Annotated in this window: 21 protein-coding genes; 3 read left to right on the top strand and 18 right to left on the bottom strand. The window is 53.1% G+C overall.

Features of this window, described 5'->3' with window-relative positions; genetic code table 11:
* Positions 1-54 precede the first annotated feature (54 nt).
* The 11 genes from X474_RS12955 to X474_RS12905 form a co-directional block, all read right to left on the bottom strand.
* Positions 55-729 (bottom strand): LysE family translocator, encoded by a 675-nt coding sequence (locus X474_RS12955; RefSeq protein WP_044349448.1) that lies wholly within the window; start codon positions 727-729, stop codon positions 55-57.
* Positions 726-2,150, bottom strand: a complete 1,425-nt coding sequence (locus tag X474_RS12950) for an aminopeptidase (protein ID WP_044349446.1) — start codon at positions 2,148-2,150, stop codon at positions 726-728. Before X474_RS12950 ends, X474_RS12955 begins: the two co-directional genes overlap by 4 nt.
* Positions 2,151-2,196: 46 nt before the next feature.
* Positions 2,197-2,934: a TlyA family RNA methyltransferase gene (locus X474_RS12945; RefSeq protein WP_044349445.1), complete on the bottom strand. Its 738-nt coding sequence runs from the start codon at positions 2,932-2,934 to the stop codon at positions 2,197-2,199.
* A 2-nt stretch (positions 2,935-2,936) separates the two neighbouring features.
* Positions 2,937-4,823: a 1-deoxy-D-xylulose-5-phosphate synthase gene (dxs, locus tag X474_RS12940; RefSeq protein ID WP_044349444.1), complete on the bottom strand. Its 1,887-nt coding sequence runs from the start codon at positions 4,821-4,823 to the stop codon at positions 2,937-2,939.
* Positions 4,824-4,825: 2 nt separating this feature from the next.
* On the bottom strand, positions 4,826-5,722 hold the full coding sequence (locus X474_RS12935; RefSeq protein ID WP_044349443.1) for a polyprenyl synthetase family protein: 897 nt from the start codon (positions 5,720-5,722) through the stop codon (positions 4,826-4,828).
* On the bottom strand, positions 5,709-5,963 hold the full coding sequence (locus X474_RS12930; RefSeq protein WP_044349441.1) for an exodeoxyribonuclease VII small subunit: 255 nt from the start codon (positions 5,961-5,963) through the stop codon (positions 5,709-5,711). The genes X474_RS12935 and X474_RS12930 overlap by 14 nt, the downstream gene beginning before the upstream one ends.
* Positions 5,950-6,828 (bottom strand): M23 family metallopeptidase, encoded by an 879-nt coding sequence (locus X474_RS12925; RefSeq protein WP_052515173.1) that lies wholly within the window; start codon positions 6,826-6,828, stop codon positions 5,950-5,952. Before X474_RS12925 ends, X474_RS12930 begins: the two co-directional genes overlap by 14 nt.
* Complete coding sequence (gene xseA, locus X474_RS12920) at positions 6,825-8,171, bottom strand: exodeoxyribonuclease VII large subunit (RefSeq protein ID WP_044349440.1); 1,347 nt, start codon at positions 8,169-8,171, stop codon at positions 6,825-6,827. Before xseA ends, X474_RS12925 begins: the two co-directional genes overlap by 4 nt.
* A 258-nt stretch (positions 8,172-8,429) precedes the next feature.
* Complete coding sequence (locus tag X474_RS12915; protein WP_044349439.1) at positions 8,430-9,032, bottom strand: SPOR domain-containing protein; 603 nt, start codon at positions 9,030-9,032, stop codon at positions 8,430-8,432.
* An 11-nt stretch (positions 9,033-9,043) separates the two neighbouring features.
* On the bottom strand, positions 9,044-10,018 hold the full coding sequence (locus tag X474_RS12910) for a zinc dependent phospholipase C family protein (RefSeq protein WP_044349437.1): 975 nt from the start codon (positions 10,016-10,018) through the stop codon (positions 9,044-9,046).
* On the bottom strand, positions 10,002-11,300 hold the full coding sequence (locus X474_RS12905; protein ID WP_044349435.1) for a class I SAM-dependent RNA methyltransferase: 1,299 nt from the start codon (positions 11,298-11,300) through the stop codon (positions 10,002-10,004). The genes X474_RS12910 and X474_RS12905 overlap by 17 nt, the downstream gene beginning before the upstream one ends.
* A gap of 199 nt (positions 11,301-11,499) precedes the next feature.
* Between X474_RS12905 and X474_RS12900 the strand changes: the two genes are divergently transcribed.
* On the top strand, positions 11,500-11,949 hold the full coding sequence (locus X474_RS12900) for a PaaI family thioesterase (protein ID WP_052515172.1): 450 nt from the start codon (positions 11,500-11,502) through the stop codon (positions 11,947-11,949).
* On the opposite strand, the gene X474_RS12895 is transcribed toward X474_RS12900, so the two are convergent.
* From X474_RS12895 to X474_RS12865, 7 genes are all read right to left on the bottom strand, one after another.
* Complete coding sequence (locus X474_RS12895) at positions 11,950-12,705, bottom strand: SIR2 family NAD-dependent protein deacylase (protein WP_044349434.1); 756 nt, start codon at positions 12,703-12,705, stop codon at positions 11,950-11,952.
* On the bottom strand, positions 12,689-13,147 hold the full coding sequence (locus X474_RS12890) for an acyl-CoA thioesterase (protein ID WP_044349433.1): 459 nt from the start codon (positions 13,145-13,147) through the stop codon (positions 12,689-12,691). Before X474_RS12890 ends, X474_RS12895 begins: the two co-directional genes overlap by 17 nt.
* 22 nt (positions 13,148-13,169) lie before the next feature.
* Complete coding sequence (locus X474_RS12885) at positions 13,170-13,523, bottom strand: hypothetical protein (protein ID WP_044349431.1); 354 nt, start codon at positions 13,521-13,523, stop codon at positions 13,170-13,172.
* Between the two features lie 24 nt (positions 13,524-13,547).
* The gene (locus X474_RS12880) at positions 13,548-14,486 is read right to left on the bottom strand and encodes a carbohydrate kinase family protein (RefSeq protein ID WP_044349430.1); all 939 of its coding nucleotides are present in this window, start codon (positions 14,484-14,486) and stop codon (positions 13,548-13,550) included.
* A gap of 2 nt (positions 14,487-14,488) precedes the next feature.
* Positions 14,489-14,824 carry a hypothetical protein gene (locus tag X474_RS12875; RefSeq protein ID WP_044349429.1) on the bottom strand — a complete coding sequence of 112 codons (336 nt, stop codon included), beginning with the start codon at positions 14,822-14,824 and terminating at the stop codon, positions 14,489-14,491.
* Between the two features lie 105 nt (positions 14,825-14,929).
* On the bottom strand, positions 14,930-15,928 hold the full coding sequence (locus X474_RS12870) for a lysylphosphatidylglycerol synthase transmembrane domain-containing protein (RefSeq protein ID WP_044349428.1): 999 nt from the start codon (positions 15,926-15,928) through the stop codon (positions 14,930-14,932).
* 110 nt (positions 15,929-16,038) lie between these two features.
* Positions 16,039-16,761 carry a glycosyltransferase family 2 protein gene (locus X474_RS12865; protein ID WP_044349426.1) on the bottom strand — a complete coding sequence of 241 codons (723 nt, stop codon included), beginning with the start codon at positions 16,759-16,761 and terminating at the stop codon, positions 16,039-16,041.
* A gap of 372 nt (positions 16,762-17,133) precedes the next feature.
* On the opposite strand from X474_RS12865, the gene X474_RS12860 reads away from it, so the two are divergent.
* Entirely contained in the window at positions 17,134-18,099 is a 966-nt protein-coding gene (locus X474_RS12860) for a glycosyltransferase family 2 protein (RefSeq protein ID WP_044349424.1), read from the top strand.
* A gap of 276 nt (positions 18,100-18,375) precedes the next feature.
* Entirely contained in the window at positions 18,376-19,737 is a 1,362-nt protein-coding gene (locus X474_RS12855) for a TolC family protein (protein ID WP_044349423.1), read from the top strand.
* Positions 19,738-19,832 lie beyond the last annotated feature (95 nt).

The following is a 19,832-nucleotide window of genomic DNA, read 5'->3' as shown; positions in this document are numbered from 1 at the left end:
GCCGAGTCCGGTTTCCGGGATCAAAATTCCCAAACCTACCGGCGGCTTACCCCCTCAAAAACATCCCCGAAGTTTTTCGCAGGCAAACCACGCAAAATAAAGGGAAAATACAATCAAGAATACTGCGCAGACTCCCACTACCCAGCGCAGCACCTTATCGGTGATGAAATTTTTGGTCTTGGAAACAACTGTGGAGATCAAAGAAAACCAGGCAAAGTCGCTTGAGATGTGGCCAAGGAAAAAGGCCGCCAGCCCCAGCCAGCCATAGCCCGACTCCATGGCCACCGCCATAAAGGAGAGCCCCACCGTGGCCCACCAGATGGTCCAATAGGGGTTGGCCAGGCTCAGAATGATGCCGTCTCTGAAGGGGCTTGCCTGTCCCTTTGCCTCATCGGACAAATCCACACGCAACCCGGGCAGGGAGTGCAGCATTCCCCGGGCCATCCAAAAAAGAATGCCCGCGCCCAAAACGCCGATCACCCCGGAGACCAGGGGCCTGGTCAAAAAGGGACCCAGCCCGGCGGCCAGGGCAAGGAGTAAAACCACTTCCAGGGAGCAGTGTCCCAGGGCCACCAGGGGACCAGCCTTGATCCCCTGGCGGGTGGTGTGCTTAATGGTCACGGTCAATATCGGACCCGGCATGACAGCGCCCGAAAGCCCTATCACAAATGAGGAGAAGAACAGCCCTCCCAGGGATAGTCCGGCCAGTTCCAATCCACCAAGGCTCATTTTGCCTTGGCTTCCAAAAAGGCCTTGTAAGCCTGATAAGTGGAGTAAAGATCAGACTTATGCATAATCTCAAAGGGGGCATGCATGGCCAAAAGCGCAGGCCCTGCGTCTACGATCTCCATACCCCGCTTGGCCAGGAATTTGGCGATGGTCCCGCCGCCGCCCTCATCGATCTTGCCCATGCCCGCGGCTTGCCACACGACCTCGGCCTGATTCCACACGCCCCTGATCCAGGCGACATATTCGGCATTGGCATCGCTGGCCGAGTACTTGCCGCCGGAGCCGGTGTATTTGGTAAGGGTTATGCCCTTGCCCAAAAAGGCTGCGTTTCTTTTCTCGTGCACTTCGGGATAATCCGGGTCAAACCCACCGGAAACATCACCGCTTATAGCCCTGCTTGTGGTAAGGGCCTTGGTTACGTTGAGGTATTCGGCCTTTTCTCCGGTTTTTTCCAGAAGCTCTGCCAAAAACAGCTCCAAAAACAGGCTTTGTGCACCAGTGGCGCCTTCGGAACCGATCTCTTCCTTGTCCACCAAAAGCACCAGGCTGCCCACCTCAGGCTCTGTGGCCGCGAATATGGCCTCCAAGGCGGCATAGGCGCAGCAGCGGTCGTCATGACCATAGCCGCCGATCAGGGAGCGGTCCAGCCCCACATGCCTGGCCCTGCCCACAGGCACGGCCTCCAGCTCGGCCGAGGTGAAATCCTCTTCCTTTATGCCGTATTTTTCATGTAACAGTTGAAGAACGGCCAGTTTGACCTTTTCCTTGCCCTTTTCCGCATCCAGGGGAAGGCCGCCGATCAGGATATTCATCCGCTCGGCCTCAAAGGCGTCTGCCACCTTTTTCTTGCCCTGGGCATTGCGGCTCAAATGGGGCAAGACATCCAGGACCGTAAAGACCGGGTCGTCACGGTCCTCGCCAATATGGATCTCGACTGTTTCGCCGTTTTCCAGGCAAACCACCCCGTGCAGGGCCAAGGGCCTGGAAAGCCAGTGGTATTTTTTGATACCCCCATAGTAATGGGTCTTCAGAAAGGCCAGATCCTGGTCTTCATACAAGGGCTTTCCCTTTAGATCGAGCCGGGGCGAATCCAGATGCGCTCCTAAAATGCGCAAGCCCTGGGAGACCGGTTTTTTACCGGGCCTGAAAAGAAAGATTACCTTTTCATGATAAGCGGCAAAGTAGCCCTTGGCATTTTTCTTGGCATCCAAAGGAGCAAAACCGTTTTTTTCCGCTAACTCACGGATGGTTTGCACAGCCATTCGTTCGGTCTTGGCCTTATCCAAAAACTCCATGTAGCGATCGGCCAGGGCGAATATTTCTTTTCTTGCTTCCTGGTCAGCTTCTTCCCAGACACTTTTTGATTCCAGGGCAAGCTTTTGGGACAGATCTTCCACCTGCTTTTCAGTCAGCTTGGCCATAATTACCCATTCCTCACTTTAGTATTATCGGCTTTGCGCCTCATAATTATTCGGAAACAGCCAAAATAAAATATTCCTGATTTCCCTTGGGCCCCTTTATGGGGCTTTTGCAATGGCCTTTTACCGAAAGGCCCATTTTGGCAAGAAAACCATAGATTTTTTCCACAGCGGCCATCTGTATGGCCTCATCCCTCACCACGCCGCCCGGGCCCACAGCCTCTCTGCCCGCCTCGAACTGAGGCTTGACCATGGCCAGGATAGCCCCTTTGGGGGCCAGCCTATTTTGCAAAGGAGGCAAAACCAGGGTGAGGCTGATAAAACTCACATCCATAACCACCAGATCAAACGGCCCTGGGGCCAGATCTTCGGGCAGATGCCTGGCATTCACCCTTTCAATGGAGGTAACCCTCTCGTCCTGACGCAGTTTCCAGGCCAATTGGCCGTATCCCACATCCACACAGGTGACCGCTTTAGCGCCGCTTTGCAACAGGCAATCCGTAAACCCGCCGGTGCTGGCGCCAATATCCAGGCAATTATATGCAAGGGGTTTTAATTCAAAATGATCCAGAGCGCCTTTAAGCTTTAATCCTCCCCGGGAAACATAGGGATGATCAGGCTTTTCCACCTCCACAACGGCATCTGAAGGCAGGTTAAACCCGCTTTTGGTCACCACTTGACCGTTTACCCGCACCAAGCCCGCCATGATAAGGCCCTGGGCCCTTTGTCTGGAAGGGGCCATACCCATATCCAAAAGTTTTTTATCCAGACGAATCTTGGTAGCCATGGTCAGTCAAACAGCTCCAAAGCCGCCTTTTCCAGGGCGTCTGCATCTACTTCATACAAGGCGCGCAACTGGGCCTGGGATCCGTGACGTACAAAGGTGTCCCCCACTCCCACGCGTCTGATTTTGACTTTATCCAGTAAATTGCGATTATTAAGGCATTCCAGCACAGCAGAGCCAAAACCGCCGGCCAAGACGTTTTCTTCAATCGTAACCACCCGGCCGGTTTTTTCAGCCCAGGCGCAAATAAGCTCTTCATCCAAGGGCTTGGCAAAACGGGCATTTATCACAGCCGGGTCATGGCCTTTTTCCTGTAGTTTAAAAGCGGCGTCTTCCGCCGCCTTAACCCCCACGCCGATCCCCAGAAGAAGGCAGTCACTGCCTTCACGCCTAAGCTCGGCCTTGCCCCAATCCAAGACCAAAGGCTTGCCTTTAAGCTCGGCCCCCAGGCCGCATCCCCTGGGATAGCGAAGGGTTACCGGAGATTTATGCTCCAGGGCCGTCTTCAGCATATGGCGCAGCTCATCTTCATCAGCAGGGGCCATGACCGCCATATTCGGCACGCAGCGCATATAGCTGATATCCAAAAGCCCCTGATGAGTCTCGCCGTCTTCACCCACAATGCCGCCCCTGTCCAGGGCAAAGACCACAGGCAGGTTCTGCAGGCACACGTCATGCACCACCTGGTCGTAGGCGCGCTGCATAAAGGTGCTGTATATGGCTACAACCGGTTGATAACCCTCGCAGGCGAGCCCCGCTGCAAAGGTCACGGCGTGCTGTTCGGCTATACCCACATCCTTGAAGCGCTCCGGGTATTTTTGGGAAAACTCGGTCAGGCCCGTGCCTTCGGGCATGGCCGCGGTAAGGGCGATGATATTTTTATTTTCCCCGGCCAACTCCACCATGGTGCGGCCAAAGACCGAGGTGTATGAAGGCGGTTGTTTGGGAGCGTCTTTTGCCTTTACCGCTCCCACGCCATGGTAATGGGCCGGGTTCAGCTCGGCCGGTTCGTATCCCCTGCCCTTTTGGGTCAGAACATGCACCAGAACCGGGCCTTTTAACCTTTTCACCATCTCAAAGGTTTCGGTGAGCCGATCCAGGCGGTGCCCGTCCACCGGCCCCAGGTAGTTAAATTTAAAGGCTTCAAACAGCATACCGGGGGTGGAAAACGCCTTGAGCGATTCTTCGGAGCGGCGGGCCAGGTCAATTAGCTCCTTGCCGATTCCCGGCACCCCTCTAAGCACCTTTTCCACGTCCTTGCGAAATCCCTGGTAAGCCTTGCCGCTCAAGGCCCGGGACATGAACTTGTTCAAGGCGCCCACATTGGGGGCGATTGACATGCCGTTGTCATTTAAAACCACAATCAGGTCTTCGTCCAGATCGCCTGCCTGGTTTAGGCCCTCATAGGCCATGCCCGCGGTGAGGGAGCCGTCTCCTATAACCGCTATGACCCGGCCCGGGTCCCCTTGCAGGTGCTTGCCCACGGCCATGCCCAAGGCGGCCGATATGCTGGTGGATGAGTGCCCCGTATCAAAACAGTCGCAAGGGTTTTCCGAACGTTTGGGAAAGCCTGAGATGCCGTCCAATTGGCGCAAGGTGTTGAAACGGTCCTTACGGCCGGTCAGAATTTTGTGGGCATAGGTCTGGTGCCCCACATCCCAGACGATTTTGTCTTTCGGCAGATTAAAGACCTTGTGCAGGGCCAGGGTCAGCTCGACCACTCCCAGGCTGGGAGCCAGATGCCCGCCCGTAACCCGCACCTGGGAGATAATGGTCTGCCTGAGCTCCCGGGCTAAAAGGTTCATCTCATCCAAGGTGAGTCCCTTGAGGTCTTGGGGGCTGGACACCCTTTTTAAAACCGAATCTTCAGTTTCGGATTTACTTTTACTCATCTTTAGTGGGTTCTCTCCATTATGTAGAGTGCCAGAGCTTCCAAAGGCTCGGCTTTGGCTCCCAAGTTCCTGGCCAGTTGGGCAGCTTCTTCCACCAGGCTTTCACCGGTCTGCCTGGCCTGGGTCAGCCCCATCACCGCCGGATAGGTCATTTTGCCCTTGGCGGCGTCTGCACCGGTGGATTTACCCATGGCCTCGGCATCACCCATCAGGTCCAAAAGGTCATCGGCAATCTGAAAAGCAAGGCCAATGCGGCTGCCGTATTCCCGCAGGGTGTTGATCTGATCCTCATTGCCGCCGCCCAGAACCGCACCAGTCAAAATAGCTGCCGTAAGCAGGGCCCCGGTCTTTTTGGTGTGAATGAACTGAACCTTTTCCAGATCCGGCTTTTGCTTTTCACCCTCAAGGTCAGCGGCCTGGCCGCCGACCATGCCCATGAGCCCGGCGGCGGTCATCATGATCTGGCTGGCTTGCAACACCCTGACCGGGTCCTGGCCCTGGTGGGCCTTGGGATCGGTCAAGAGCACCATGGCCTGGGTCAGAAGGCCGTCACCGGCCAAAAGGGCCATTCCCTCGCCAAACACCTTGTGATTGGTAAGGACCCCCCGCCGGTAATCATCATCATCCAAACCCGGCAGATCGTCGTGGATAAGGGAATAGGTGTGTATCATCTCCATGGCGCAGCCGCAGAACAGGACCTTTTCAGGGGCCCCGCCAACCGCCTCGGCCCCTGCCATGCATAAAATAGGGCGCAGGCGCTTGCCGCCCGCAAAAAGACTGTAGCGCATGGCCTTGTAGATATTGCCCAGGGATTCATCTTCCGGCAGAAAAGTCAAAAGCGCCTTTTCCACCACTTCCCGTCGCTCGCCAAGATATACTTTAAGTTCAGTTGAGTTCATCATCTTCTTCCGTGGGAAAAGGTCGGCTTTGAATCCCCTTTTCCCTGTCTTTCAATAAAAGGGTGACCTTTTTTTCGGCCGCGTCCAACAGATCAGAGCAGTCTCCCGCAAGTTTTACGCCCTCTTCAAAAAGCTTAAGCGAGTCTTCCAGAGTCAGTTCATCTGCTTCAAGTTTACCCACAATCTCTTCCAGTCGCTTGAGACCCTTCTCAAAACCCGGGTTCTTCTTAGTTCTTGGCATTGGTCTCTCCATAAAACCTGGAAAGTGTCTTACTGGTATCGATCCAGTCCAGGGGTGAAAGCTTGGCCCCGGCCAAATATATCCCCCAATGCAGATGCGGTCCGGTCACCCGGCCCGAAGACCCCACCTCGCCTATTACCTCGCCCTTTTCCACGACCTGGCCGGGCTCAACCAAGGCGGCGGAAAGGTGCAGATAGCAACTCACCAGTCCCCGGCCGTGATCAATCATAACCATCAAACCGCCAAAGTAAGTATCCAAAACCAGGTTCACCCGGCCGTTTGCCGGAGCCTTAACCGGATCCCCCACTTTGCCCCTCAAGTCAACTCCGCCGTGCGGGCTTTTTTCAATACCGTTTACAATGCTTCTTTTGCCAAAACGGCTGACCACTTTAGTGGCGACCGGCTTGATAAAGCTTCCCTTCCAGAGCCTTCCGGCTGAGGAATTTTTTATGGCGGCCTTGATACTGGCGATTTCCCGTCTATAGCGGGCCAGCTGTTCAGCGGTGAGCTTGCTGTATTTTTTGTTAACCGTAATCCGCCTTACTCCGTAATCCTTGGAGACCACTTTTATCTTGGCCGAGGCGACCTGACGCCCGTCTGCCAGGGCTGTGACCAGGTAATAACCGAGTTTTTGCCGCACATCCACGGCAATGGGACCTGCATAGCAGTTCTTTTTCACCTTTTCCAGGTCAAACTCCCTTTGGCAAAGGCGCACCGTCAGCTTGGAAACCTTGCGGTCCAGGCAGACCCTGACCCAGGAAGGCTGGCCTATGCCCACGGTTTTGCCAGCCAGCTGCAGACTGGCGGACCAGGCGGAAGTGGACAAAAAACACAACAGAAACGTAAGGACGGTGATTTTTTTCAAGTGTCAATCTCCTCAACCCTGGCTTTCAATCCCCCTTGGGCCAGACGCACCTTTATCTCCTTGTCAACTAATCCTGGATCCGCCTGACGCAGTAACTTGCCGTCAGGGCCGGTGACCAGGGCATAGCCCCTTTTCAGTACAGCCTGCGGCCCCAGGGCTTTAAGGCTGGCCTTTAAGTTTTCAAGGCGGCCCCGATCGCTTTGCAGCCTTGTTTTAAGTGCGTCAAGCAGACGAAAGCCAAGCTCGGTATTCTTTTGTTTTAAATGTGCCAAACGCCTGTCCGGCCTTTTCTGATGCAGGCCCTGCTCAAACTGGTAAAGGGTTTTCCTTTTCCCATGGCAGTTTGCATTCACCCCGGCAGCCGCCCGCATCATGAGGTCGTCGAGCCTGAGCCTTTTATCTATCAACCCGCGGCTCGGATCACTTAGGCCCTTTACGGCAGAGGTCAGGGCCAGCCTGCGTTGGTTGATCAGCCTTTGGCCTGCTGCCAGAAGCCTTTTCTCCAGACCGCCTGCGTTCTGAGCCAGAACAGCCATAGGCTGGGCCAGCATTTCAGCCGCAGCAGTGGGTGTAGCCGCCCTGTGGTCAGCCACAAAATCGCTGATCGTAAAATCAATCTCGTGCCCCACTGCCGAAATCACCGGCAAGGGGCAGTCTGCGATGGCTCTGGCCAAATCTTCATCATTAAAGGCCCACAGATCTTCGGGTGAGCCTCCGCCCCTGGTCAGGACGATTACCTGGGGCCAATCCCATTGGCTAAGTTCTTTAAGCGCCTCGATTATCTGGCCGGGAGCCTTTTCACCCTGTACGGTTGCGGGGAAAACCGCCACTTCAATGCCTGCAAAACGGTTATGCAGCACCTCTATGAAATCGCGCACCGCAGCCCCGGAACGGGAGGTTATGACCGCCACCCGCCTGATAAACTCGGGCAGGGGTTTTTTACGTTCCTGATCAAAGAGCCCCTCTTCGGCCAGGCGTTTTTTTATCTGCTCAAAGGCCAGGGCCAGGGCGCCGGAGCCCCTGGGCTCCATGGAATCCACCACCAGCTGGACCTCGCCCCTGGGTTGGTAAACGCTAAGTTTGCCCTGACAAAGGACCTTTAACCCGTTTTCAGGCTTAAAACGCAGGTAACCAGCCCGGTTGCGGAAAAAAACCGCCCGCAGCGTGGATTTGTCATCTTTAAGGCTGAAATAGAGATGCCCGCTGGCCGGACGGGCCAGACCGCTGATCTCGCCTTCCACCCAGATAAAATTAAACCTGCCTTCAGTATGTTTTTTCAGCTGGGCCACCAGATCACTGACGCTCAGGATCTGGCGCTGGCTGAACAGTTCCAGGTTCTTCAAGCCAACTCCTCTTCAGCCGCTATTAAGACGCTTGCGGGCATAACTCAAAAGCCAACTCTCTTTCAAGGAATTTTACCCACTCAAGCATATTACAAGGCATGAATGCGAACTCATAATCATATCCCAAAAAGGAAAAATACGCTAAATACCGCTGGAACCAGCTTAAATAAAAGGAAGGGCTCGCCTGGGAAAGGGCCGAAACCGTAACTCGGCTTTGGGAAACAGTAATTTTGCTTTAAAATCGTCATCTTAAAAAGGTTATTGCGGGATAACCCTGTAGGAAGTGATTTTGCCCTGGTTTTTCAGAATCTCGGCCGCGGCTTTTGCTGCCTTTCTGGTTCGATATTTGCCCACCAGGAGCCGCTGCCACCTGCCCTTTCCCCCCAGATCCACTGCGGCCAGTCTGGCCTGGACGCCGTTTTGGTTGAGTTTCCGCACCTCTTGATCGGCATAATCCTTTTTCTTGAAACTGGCCAGATGCAAGGTAAAGCCGCTGCCGCCGTGATTGGACGCAAACTTTGGCGGGGTTCTTTTTTCAGTGCCCAACACCACACTCATGCGGTCAACTCCACCGGCGTGTAAGGGAACATCCACATGATAATCGCTCACCCCTCCCGGGGTGCTGGCCTGGTAAACAATAACCTCGCTGCCCTGGGGACCGCTTACCACATAACGGCCCACTCCACCCCGCTTGCGCACCCTGGTTTCATTTTCCAGCATTATGGCTATGGTTTTATTTGAAATGCCCGCCCGGCGCAGTTTGATCACCTGCTCCACAGTCAGGGCCTTTGCCGGTAAACCGGTCAACAGGGAAAAAAACAAGCCTGCAACCAGCCAATAAAAAAAACTTTTTTTCCGCATCTCTCCCTCCTTCAAGGCAGGGATTCCAACCAGGCCCTGGCCTCCAGGGCCTCGGGACAGTCACCTTTTTCACAGGCCTTGTCCATATCCAGGTTTCCGCAGGGCCAGGGCTCGCCCTTTAGCAGGGGCAAAAGATCTTCCGGCCCTTGTTTCAGGATTTTTTCCCAGTCCGACACTTCTTCTTCAGAAGGAAGCCTGGGGGTGAGTACAGCCAATACATTTAAATCGCCATCCCGCCATTCGAGCCAGGCCGCATAGCCCGGACGCACGGTATTGCCCAGAACAAAGCCCAGGCCGTTCACCACGCCCCTGTTTTCCAGGTGTAAACTGCCGGAAAGCCAAAACACGTAAGGCAAACGGCCCACTTCGTAAAACTGGGCTAAGAAGGCTTCCTTAAGCAAGTTGAGAGGCGGCTTTTTACCATATATCCGCTGAATATTGTTTGCCCAAGGGTCCAAACCGGCCAAATGATCCGGTTTTACCTGCCAAAGCCAGTCATTTTCCGGCTTGGCCAGCAGATAGCAGTCAAGTCCCCATTCAACCTGTTTGTGCAAGAGGTTATTCTTGGAATATCCTCCCCCCACCACGGGATTAACGATCCGGGAATGACCCTGCAGGTCCAAAAGGCAATGGCTCAACCAGCCCAGGGCAAAAGCCCGGTCTGAATCTGTGTGGGCATTTTTGAAAAGAATTTTACAGAAACGCCAGGGAGCCAACTGGTGGGCCGCCTGGGCCAAACCGTTTTTTTGCTCCAGATAATAACCCGCATCAGGGGCCAGGGCGCCCGCCTGAAAAACCCGCCATAATCTTTCATCACCAGCTTCCATGCCGGTCTGTTTGGCCACATGGGGCCAAATTTCCTTGGCGTATTTCAGATGCGCAAAAGGACCCAAAGCCCACACTCCGCCGCTGAATCCAAAAACAAGGGCCACGACAAACAGAAACGTAAAAATGAGTGGTTTCAGGTTATCACTTCTCAAAAGCAAGCAGGGCCTCCACATGACCTGTGTGGGGGAAATGATCGAAAACCATGAATGAGCATGGCTCATAACCCAACTTTATCAACTCCTTGGCATCACGTGCGAGCGCCGCGGGATGACAGGATATATAAATTATCTTAGTGGGATCAAGCCTGGCCAGGCCGGGCATCAAACCTTTGGCCCCCGACCTGGGCGGATCCAGAACCACCAGATCAAAATGAGCCTTTTCTTCCCAAAGAACCGGCAGAACCTTTTCAACCTTGCCCTGGAATCCGGCCAGCCCTTGCTTTAATCCGTTAGCCTCCGCCCCAAAGACAATTGCGTCCAGAGAGCCGACGGCGTTTTCCACTGAAGTGACCAGCCAGTTTTGCCTCAAAAGCGGCAAGGTGAAGTTACCGGTTCCGGCGTAAAGGTCCAAGGCCTCCCCACCTTGTCCTTCTCCGGCCTCTTTGGTCAACTCCTCAAGCAGAATGTCATTGGTGGCAAAGTTGACCTGGGAAAAAAATCCGGGAAAAGCGAACAGGTCAAGATCAGCGGATCTGTACATGTTCGCCCCATTTTCAGGGGAAAACTCCCAGCGTTCAAGCCTGCCTGCCACGGAAAAACGAACCCCGGCCAGCCCGGTGTCAAGGAGCCCCGCCCTCAGTTCTTGGATTTTTTGTTTTGACACCCTTTGAGAGCGGTCAAAAATCACACAGGCGAAAACCGTGTCCTCCAGGCCGGAGAGAAGCTCGATCTCCTTGGGATCGGGGCCTTGCCATTGTTCCAGGTATTTTGCCAGTTCCGGCAGGATCCGGTTTATAGCATCTTTTGCCACCAAGCAATTTGAAATTTCCACCAGATCATTGCTGGCACGGGCATAAAATCCGATTTTTTTATGCTTTACCTGGACTCTCACCCGGTTGCGGCACCCCTCGGAAGCAGGAGAAGAAATTACTTCATGGGGCTTGATTCCGGATACACGGTGAAGAGCCCGCTCGACCCAGGCGGCCTTGGCCTTTACCTGAGCCGGATAGGCAAGGTGCATGAGGTTGCAACCGCCGCAATTTGCGTAATAGGGGCATAAAGGCTCAACCCGGTCCGGGCTGGGCTTGAGGATTTGCACCACCTCGGCCTGGTCGTAGTCCTTATGCTCCCTGGTAATTCCGGCCAGTACGGTTTCGCCTTTTAACGCACCTTGGACCATGACAGCCTTGCCATGGTCATTGCGGCCAAAGCCCCTTCCGCCAAAAGCCAGGTCGGTGATATCGATTTTGATTTCTTTGGTTTTCGTTTGTTGAGTTTTCATAAATCCTATGCTAGCAAATCAGGGACGTGAATAGAGCGGAAAAGTCTTTAACTTGGATGCCGCTTTTCAACCCATGAGCCGTTGAAATTGTTATTGCAATAGAGATGTTCTATTATAACCATAAGCCAAAAAACATTTAAGGCTTCCCGCCCATTACACCTTGCTGATACTTAAAGCATCACATTAAGGGGGCTTTTAAGTGAAACCAGACCCGGTTCAATTGCTCCTCAAAAGAAGTGAGAAAGAACCTTTCCGACAATTCATGGATTTGGAGGTCCTGGAGATAAAACCCGGAAACGCTCTGGTGGCCATGCGGTTCAGTAAAAAGCTGCAAAATATTTTCGGCATGCTCCACGGCGGCGCGGTCTTCAGTCTTCTGGACGAGGCCTTTCAACTGGCCTGCAACGCCCATGGCCAGGTGGCGGTGGCCCAAGAGCTTACCATCTACTACCTGGCTCCCGCCCGGGCCGGGGCCAGGCTGTTGGCCAGGGTCAGCGAACAACACGCTACCAGAAAAACCGCCCTTTACAAGGCCAAGGTATGGGAAGAAGACAGTGAAAAAATGATCGCCAGGGCCAGTGCCATGGCCTATCGCAAGGGCACTGACCTGCCTTTCAATGAAAAAGGCGAGCTTATCAATGAAAGTTGATCAATTGCAGTCTCCCAGGAGCAGGTCCGCGGTTTCCCCCAATACTTGGCCTATGGGCTCCCGGATCACCAGGGTTGCGTGATCGTCCAGCCAGGTTTCGTCCCGGTTCATCAAGACCACCCGGCCATGGTTTTCCAAGGTGAGCCTGGGCAGGGCCGCAGCCGGATGCACCACCAGAGACGACCCGGCTACTATCAAAAGATCAGCCTCGGCGCAGGCCTGGGCCGCTCCCTGGAGCACATTTTGGTCCAAAGACTGGCCAAAGCTTATGGTGGCGGGCTTTAAAATTCCACCGCACAAAGGGCAGGCCGGGTCAAGTTCACCCACCTCAAAACGCTTCAACACGGCTTCGGTATCTTCCATGTGTTTTTTGCAACTCAGGCAGGAGGTCTTGGCCACTGTGCCGTGCAACTCCCACATGGCCTCGGGCGCAACACCTCCCCGCACATGCAGTCCGTCTATATTTTGGGTGACAACCGCCTTCAGGTTGCCTGCCTCATAAAATCGGCCCAAGGCCAGATGACCTTGATGGGGCTGGGCCTTGAAAAAATCCCAGAAAGCCTCTTGATAAAAGCGCCAATAGGCGGTGCGGGCCTTGGATGAGGTCATAAATTCCTGGAACTGAGGCGGATTATGACGCTCCCACACTCCGCCCGGAGAGCGGTAATCCGGAATGCCTGATTCCGTGGACATTCCCGCCCCTGTGAAAACCACCAAGGAGTGAGATTGGGCTATGAGATCAGCAAGTTCCCGCATCTGCGCCCTCTTTTTCCCGGGACTCGAAGGCCTGCATGGCGTTTAAAAACTTTTCCGGAATCGCCACCGCCCGGCCCTGGTCCAGATCGTATGAGACGGTGAGGCTTTTACCCTTGGCCGCCAGAACTTCGCGCTCCGGCAGCCAAAGGGCATACTCAAAGGTAAACTTTTTTTGATTATACTCTGAACTCCGGATATAAACCCGGACCTTGTCCGGCATTCTGACAGGAGCCAGGTAGTCAACCTCTGTTCTTTGAATAACTATGGATATGGCCGGTTTGGTCAGGGGATTGAATATGCCCAACTTGCTTAGATAAGCCACCCTGGCCTCTTCAAAATAAGTTAGAAAAGTGGCGTTGTTCACCATGCCAAAGGCGTCTATATCGGAAAAACGGGGCCTGAACTCGTGGTAAAAATGAAAGCCCTTTAACAAATCGGCCATTATTCGAAGAAGCTCCCCGGGATCAGCTTTTATTCTTGCTGCTCCTGCGTTCGGCCAGGCTGAGCACCTTGCCTTTTGATTTTGGTTTTTCATCCTGGTCAGAAGTTTCCGGAGTCTCCGGCTCGGGCGGAAGCTGTCCCTGGGGCCGGGGCAAACGCTCCAGGCGCATGGACTCTCCCCCCATGGTGAACTCGGCTCCGTCTATATATTCCTCTCTGAGAATCCAGGTGACCTTGGCGGTGGGCAACTGCAAAAGCATAATGGTTATCTGCCACCAGCCCGGCTTTACATCGGCAACAATATCCTCAACGCGGGCAAACCCCATGGGCTGATCCTTGTGATAGATCAGGATAAGGTCCCCTGTCATGGTCTCCATGTTAGAATCTACTCGGTTTTACGGTTAATTTTCAAAAAGCTTCTTCACTTTGGCCAGACGCTCCTCAAACTGGCCTTCCTCGAGGCAGTATTCCTGAGTGCCGTGGCAGGCCACGGCAAAAGAGGAGATAGCGGAACCCCAAAGGGCGGCCTCTTCCAGGCTTAAGCCATTGGAAAGGCCTTTTAAAAGGCCGGAGCGATAGGCGTCTCCGGCTCCCGTGGGGTCGTTCACTTCATCAGGCGGGGCGGCGGGAATAAAGGTTTCACTGTCTTTTCTGCGCACCAGCGAGCCTTTTTCACCCATGGTGGTGATAACGCTTTCGACATTTTCCAAAATGGTCTTTAAATCCAGACCGGTGAGCTTTTGAATGATCTCCAGTTCATATTCATTGGAGATTAGGGTCATGGCGCCGTCCATGGCCTGTTTGAGCTCCTCGCCCTGCCATATATTCAGGGACTGGCCTGGGTCAAAGATAAAGGGCAGGCCCACTTTGCGGTAAAGCTCGGGCAGCCTGCTCATATCCTCTTTTCCGCCCGGGGCCACAATGGCCAGGGAATCAGAGGGCTTCAAGTGGCCTTCGTCCACATTGCAGGGGAAGTACATGGCGCCGGGATTGAAGCTGTTGATCATGTTGTTGCAGCAGTCGTTTGTAATAAAGCAGCCCGCTGTGAACTGATCATCGACCAGGCGCACGAACTCGGTTTTAATACCGTGGTTTTGCATCCATTCCAGATAGCGGGAGCCGTCCCTGCCCAACGAGCCCAGAACCGCCGGTTTTTCACCGAGCTGGGTAAGGCCGTAGGCAATATTTCCGGCGGTGCCGCCGAGCATTTCCCTCATGCTGTTGACGTTGAAGCTCACTGAAAGAGAATCTATATTGTTGGGCAGTATATGGTCTGAGAACTGCCCCTCAAATGTCATGATGCGATCGTAAGCCAAAGAACCGTAAATAAGGATTTCCATTATTAACCTTTCCGTGGGAAGGTGGCGTCAAGTAAGGTGAGCATCTGGTTCGCCCAGAGACGGGCCTGGTCCAGATGCTTATCATCAGTAGATGGAGCCCGGCCGCAAGGCAGGCTGAAGCATTCGTCTTTACTAAGCCGCAAGGTGACGCATCCGGGAAGTCCGGGAGGCAGGTGACTGGCCTGGTTTATCTGGTAAACGGTAAAGCAATCTTCATCGCAACGCACGCTGAACAGGGAGTCGCCCTGCTTCAGCCTCAATGCCTTGCCCAGCACCCCTCGGCAGAGAAATTCCTGATGAATTATCTCAAAAAGCTGGTCTTTGCTGACTTCCTTCATCCGCGCCCCCCGTTTCACAGTGTTTTAGCCCAAACCAAAGGCAGCTTTCACTGATAAAGACTGTGACAATGGATGTTACGTGGTCAAAGGAGGCATGTCAACCCATCACGCTTTTCCGCTAAAGGCCTTCCAGCCAAGCCCCATGCGCCATACAAAATAGAGCCCCACCAGGGTTGTGACTACAAAATGAATCAGCCAGAGCAGCATGGCATAGCCTCCGGCCTGAGCCGGATCAGCGCCCACAAAACTCAAAGTGGCTGCGGCAGCCAGGTGGAAGGTACCCAAAAAAGCAGGTGCGGAGGGGATCAAAAGGGCCAGCGCCACAACCACCTCCATAAGCAATCCCACCATCGGGCTCATGCTGATGCCAAAGGCAAATAAAAGGCTCCAGGCCCAAAAAGCCAGGCAGAACCAGACCAACAGAGAATGAATGGCCACAAAAAGCAGGTCCTTGGCCCTTGTGACTGCGAGTCCGTCGGCAAAAGCGTCCACCATGGTGAGAATCTTTTGACCCAGGCCCTTGGGCAGGGGTTTCAAGCAGATTCCCACCAGCTTGAGGGAAAGGTCCTTTTTCCAGCGGAAGCACTGCAAAATCACCAAAAGGCCTGCAAAAAGGGCAAATCCCAACCAGCCGCCGGTGCGCAGGGCGTCTACGGTTATTATGGTGCCGTCAACCCGGCCCTCGGGCAGGTCCATGAACCACATAACCAGAAGCAGGAAAAAAAGCACCGTGAGCCCGTCATAGACCCTTTCCATGACAACGGTGGCAAAGGTCGCCGATTTGCTGACTTTTTCGGTGCGCCCCAATACATAGGCCCTCACCACTTCCCCAAGATGGGCGGGCAGTATGTTGTTGCCCAAAAAGCCCACCATCAAGGCTTGAAAAAGGGGTTTGAAGCGGACATTGGCAAGGGGAAGCATGAGATAATGCCAGCGTATGGCCCTGAAAACATAGGAAAGCAGATAGAGCAGTGCATTGGGGAGAAGGTAAATCAGCTTCACTTGGCCCAGGGTGGTTGTCATCTCGTCTAAGGGAACAACCTGGAGAAAAAACCAACCAGCCGCCAGACTGATCAGAATTCCGAAAAGATATTGTTTCCACATGTGGTTTCACCAGGCCTAAAAACAAGGGCGGCTTAAGGCCGGCCCTTGATCTGCTTCTTGTTTCCCCAGGCGCAGCCGGAGAAAAAAGCGGTATATCGGAAGAAAACGGATCAATCCACAAACCGGAACTTGATCAGGCACCAAAGAGCCACCAGACCGTCTCTCCAGGTGATCTTTTTACCTTCATCAAACTCCCTGCCCGTGTACTTGATGGGGACCTCGTAGATGCGCAGGCCTTTTTTAAGGAGCTTGGCCGTGATCTCCGGCTCGAAATTGAACCGGTCGCTCTTTATGACCAGGCCCTCCAAGGCCTCTTTGGTAAAAAGCTTATAGCAGGTCTCCATATCACTTAAGGTGGTGTTGTAGAGGATATTGGTGGTGAGGGTGAGGAATTTGTTGCCCAACCAGTGGTGAAAGAACATGTTGCGTCTTTCACCGGTAAAGCGGGAGCCGTAGACCACCTGGGTTTTTCCCCTGAGCACCGGCTTTAAGAGCACCGGATAATCTTCGGGATCATATTCCAGGTCTGCGTCCTGGATAAGTATAAGATCGCCTTTGGCTTCGGCAAAGCCAGTGCGAAGGGCCGCGCCCTTGCCCCGGTTCACCGGATGTTTGAAAATGCGGATGGGCAGGTCAAACGGCTTTGCCTGTGGGTTTATACTGGTCTTGCCTTCCATGGCCGCCATTATCTGGGGAGTTTTATCCTGGGAACAGTCATCGATCATGACCAGCTCCCGCTCAAGATCGCCCAAGTCCACTGCCTGAACTTGTTTTACGATCTCCTCCAAGAACTGTTCTTCATTGTAAACGGGCATAACAATGGAAAGCAGCATAATACAACCTTATCTTAATTAATCAGACCACTATATAAAGGTTCAAAAATACCTTGGTAGGCTACTTGAGCCCCCCCAGATGTCAAGTGTAAAAATTGTTTAACTAACGCTTAAAGTTGTCTAAAAAGACTGAAAAAAGGCGTGAAACCTTTATTTATTTTCGTAAAACCCCGCAAGCGCTTCAAGTAAAAGCATACTACCAGGGAGAGGCGGGTGCAGTCGACTGCATATGCCTTTACTTAATGCCGGAATTTTTTTAGGGGCCGACAAAACAGCTCCCAAAATAAAACCAGATGGCCTTGAGATGAGCCCTGGTTCCTGTTATGGTCTGCGGTGGTTTTCAACTATATGAAAAATCAATAAAAGGCAGAGATGAACTTGCAAGTTACCATCGCGGTTATTTTCAAACCAAACCAAAAACACCTTGAAACCTTTCTGAGTCTTGCCGCGACTTGGCTGGATGAGGAAAGCGAATTGCTTTTGGCTGTCCCGGACCGGGAAGGAATCAACCAAGGCGGGCTTCTGCCTCTTTTCAGCGCCCTGCCCTGTAAAGCCTCCCTGATTCACCTGGCCTCTCTCTCCAATTTGGCCGGCATGAACCAATTGGTGCAGGCTGCAAAGGGGGAAATAATTTGTTTCATCTCTCCGGATTTTTTGATAGGGCCGGATTTTGTGCCCAGAGTAAGAGAATTCTTCAAGGAAAATGAATCCCTGGCCGCACTGGGAGGCGTTCCGGGAGTTTTGCCCGGAAAAGGCGCCTGGCCCGAGGTGGCTGAAGCAGTCGCAAATTTTACAGCTCTAAGCCAAACTTTTTGGGAGCCTGAATTACAGAACGCCGCCTTCAGGAAAAGCGCCCTTTTAAACGCCGGTGGCTTCAGTGACCAATGCGCCGATCCGAAGGGGGATCCTTATTTATATGAAAAGCTGGAAGATCGGGGCTTTGAAATAGCCTGTGATCACAATTGGCCGGTTCGCCGGGCCCACCCCGAAACCTTGCTCCAAAATCTGTTGGATCAATTTTGGCAGGCAGAGAAATGGGGTGCGAGCAAACCAAGGGGAGCCGCACCTTGGCCGGGCATGGCCTTGCAAAGTGGATTTGTAATGCTTGGCCTGGGGCTTTTTATCAGCCTGTGGCCATATGACCTGGAACGTGCGTTGACGCTCAGCCTGGTGTGTTTTATGTTGAATTACTATCCCAACCGGCAATTCTTTAAATTTGTCACGGAAAAGAAACCCGAGCTGATGGGTAAATCCATAGTTTTCGCGATGCTAAGGCCGTTTTTTGCTTTACCGGGTCTTTTTTGGGGGTCAATACGCAGACTGGGGCTTTTGACCTGAATTTATTGGTGATCAGCCTGGCCGAATCGGACAAGGAATTTGCTTTTTCTGTTATCGCCAAAACGGGACTAAAATGAATCTATAACACAAGACACTTGTTATACTGATAATGTTTGCTAAAAGGTTTCTGCTTTGTTTACCCGACCCTGTCTGGAGCTAACCCCCTTGAGCGCAGATCCTTCACTATTCAATAAGCGACAGGGAGCTTGTCCGGCAAGCGAGTTACAGGCAGCCAGACTTATAAATAAAACCTGTTAAAGGATCAGGAGAAAAACTGTGTTCAGTAAAAAATCCAAGAAATTTATTTACAAATCCGGGATTATTTCCGCGTTGATTGCCCTGGCCTTTTGCCTGGAACCTGTTCAAGCCAAAGCCGCTGACCCTATTACCCTGGATCAGGCGGTTACAATGGCCCTGTCCTACTCACCTACCCTCAAGGCTTCGCAACATAAGGTGGACTCGGCCAAGTTGGCGGAAAAAGAAGCTTATACCTATTATCTGCCCACTTTGGACACCCAATATGCCTATAAGGGCGTGCAAGACGCTCCCACAACCAGCATAGCCGGTATGACTTTCGAAGTTGGGTCTGAAAACACCTATAGTTGGAAAACAACTGTAACCCAGCCTATTTTTACTGGTTTTCGCATAACAAGCATGCACAAGCTGGCTGAACTGGGAATCGACCTGGCCAAGACAGACCTGCTCCTGGGCAAGCTCGACGTGGCGCTTTCAGCCAAGGAGTCCTATTTCCAGTACCTGAAAGCCCAAAAATCACTGGAAGTAGCCAACCAAGCCGTGCGGCAGCTAGAGGCCCATTTAAAGACTTCCCAGGATTTCTATGATGTGGGGATCATACCGGTCAATGACGTGTTGAAGGTCAAAGTTGAATTGGCCAATGCCCAGCAGAGCCAGGTGGCTGCGGATAACGCGGTCTCCCTGGCCGAGGCCAAGCTCTCGAGCCTTATTGGCTGGGGTGTGGATGAAAAAGTCCAGGTTGAGGACATCTTGCGCCGTCATCACAAAGACATCAGCTACAACCAGGCCCAACACAAAGCCAGGACAGAAAGGCCCGAACTCAAGGCTCTGGGCATTCAGCTTAATCAGGCGGACCAGCTTATCAAAAAGGCCCAGAGCGAATATTTCCCGGAGATAGGCTTGAAAGCGGGATACAACTACCTTAGTGATTCACCGGATATAAGCGATTCCGAGTATTACGACAACTCCGGCTGGGAAGTCCAGGCCTCCCTGGATTGGAGCATATTCGAGTGGGGGCGCACCAAACACAAGGTAGGACAGGCCAGGGCGGACAAAATGCGGATTACGGCCTTGGAAAACAACCTCAAGGACCAGATAGACCTGCAGGTGAAACAGGCCTGGCTCTTTTTGATAGACTCTGAGAAAAACATCATTACAGCCACCACCCAGGTTGAGCAGGCCAAGGAAAATTACCGCATCACCGAAGAGCGCTTTAAAGAGCAACTGACCACCAATACCGAGGTGCTCGATGCCCAAACCCTTTTAACCCAGGCCCAGGAAAACTACTATTCAGCCCTTACCACCTATAATCTGGCCGGGGCCAGGCTGCAAAGAGCCATGGGTGTGGGGCTTGAGCCCACCAAAATAAGGGGTAAAAAATAAAAGCCCTTTTGCCTTTCATTGAGCAAGGCCTTAAAATGCATTTCAGGCTGTGAAACGAAAAACCGGCCTGAAATGCATTTTTGCTTTACCTGTGT

Source organism: Dethiosulfatarculus sandiegensis (genome assembly GCF_000931935.2).
Lineage (GTDB): Bacteria > Desulfobacterota > Desulfarculia > Desulfarculales > Desulfarculaceae > Dethiosulfatarculus > Dethiosulfatarculus sandiegensis.
This window is presented reverse-complemented; position numbering and strand designations above follow the sequence as displayed.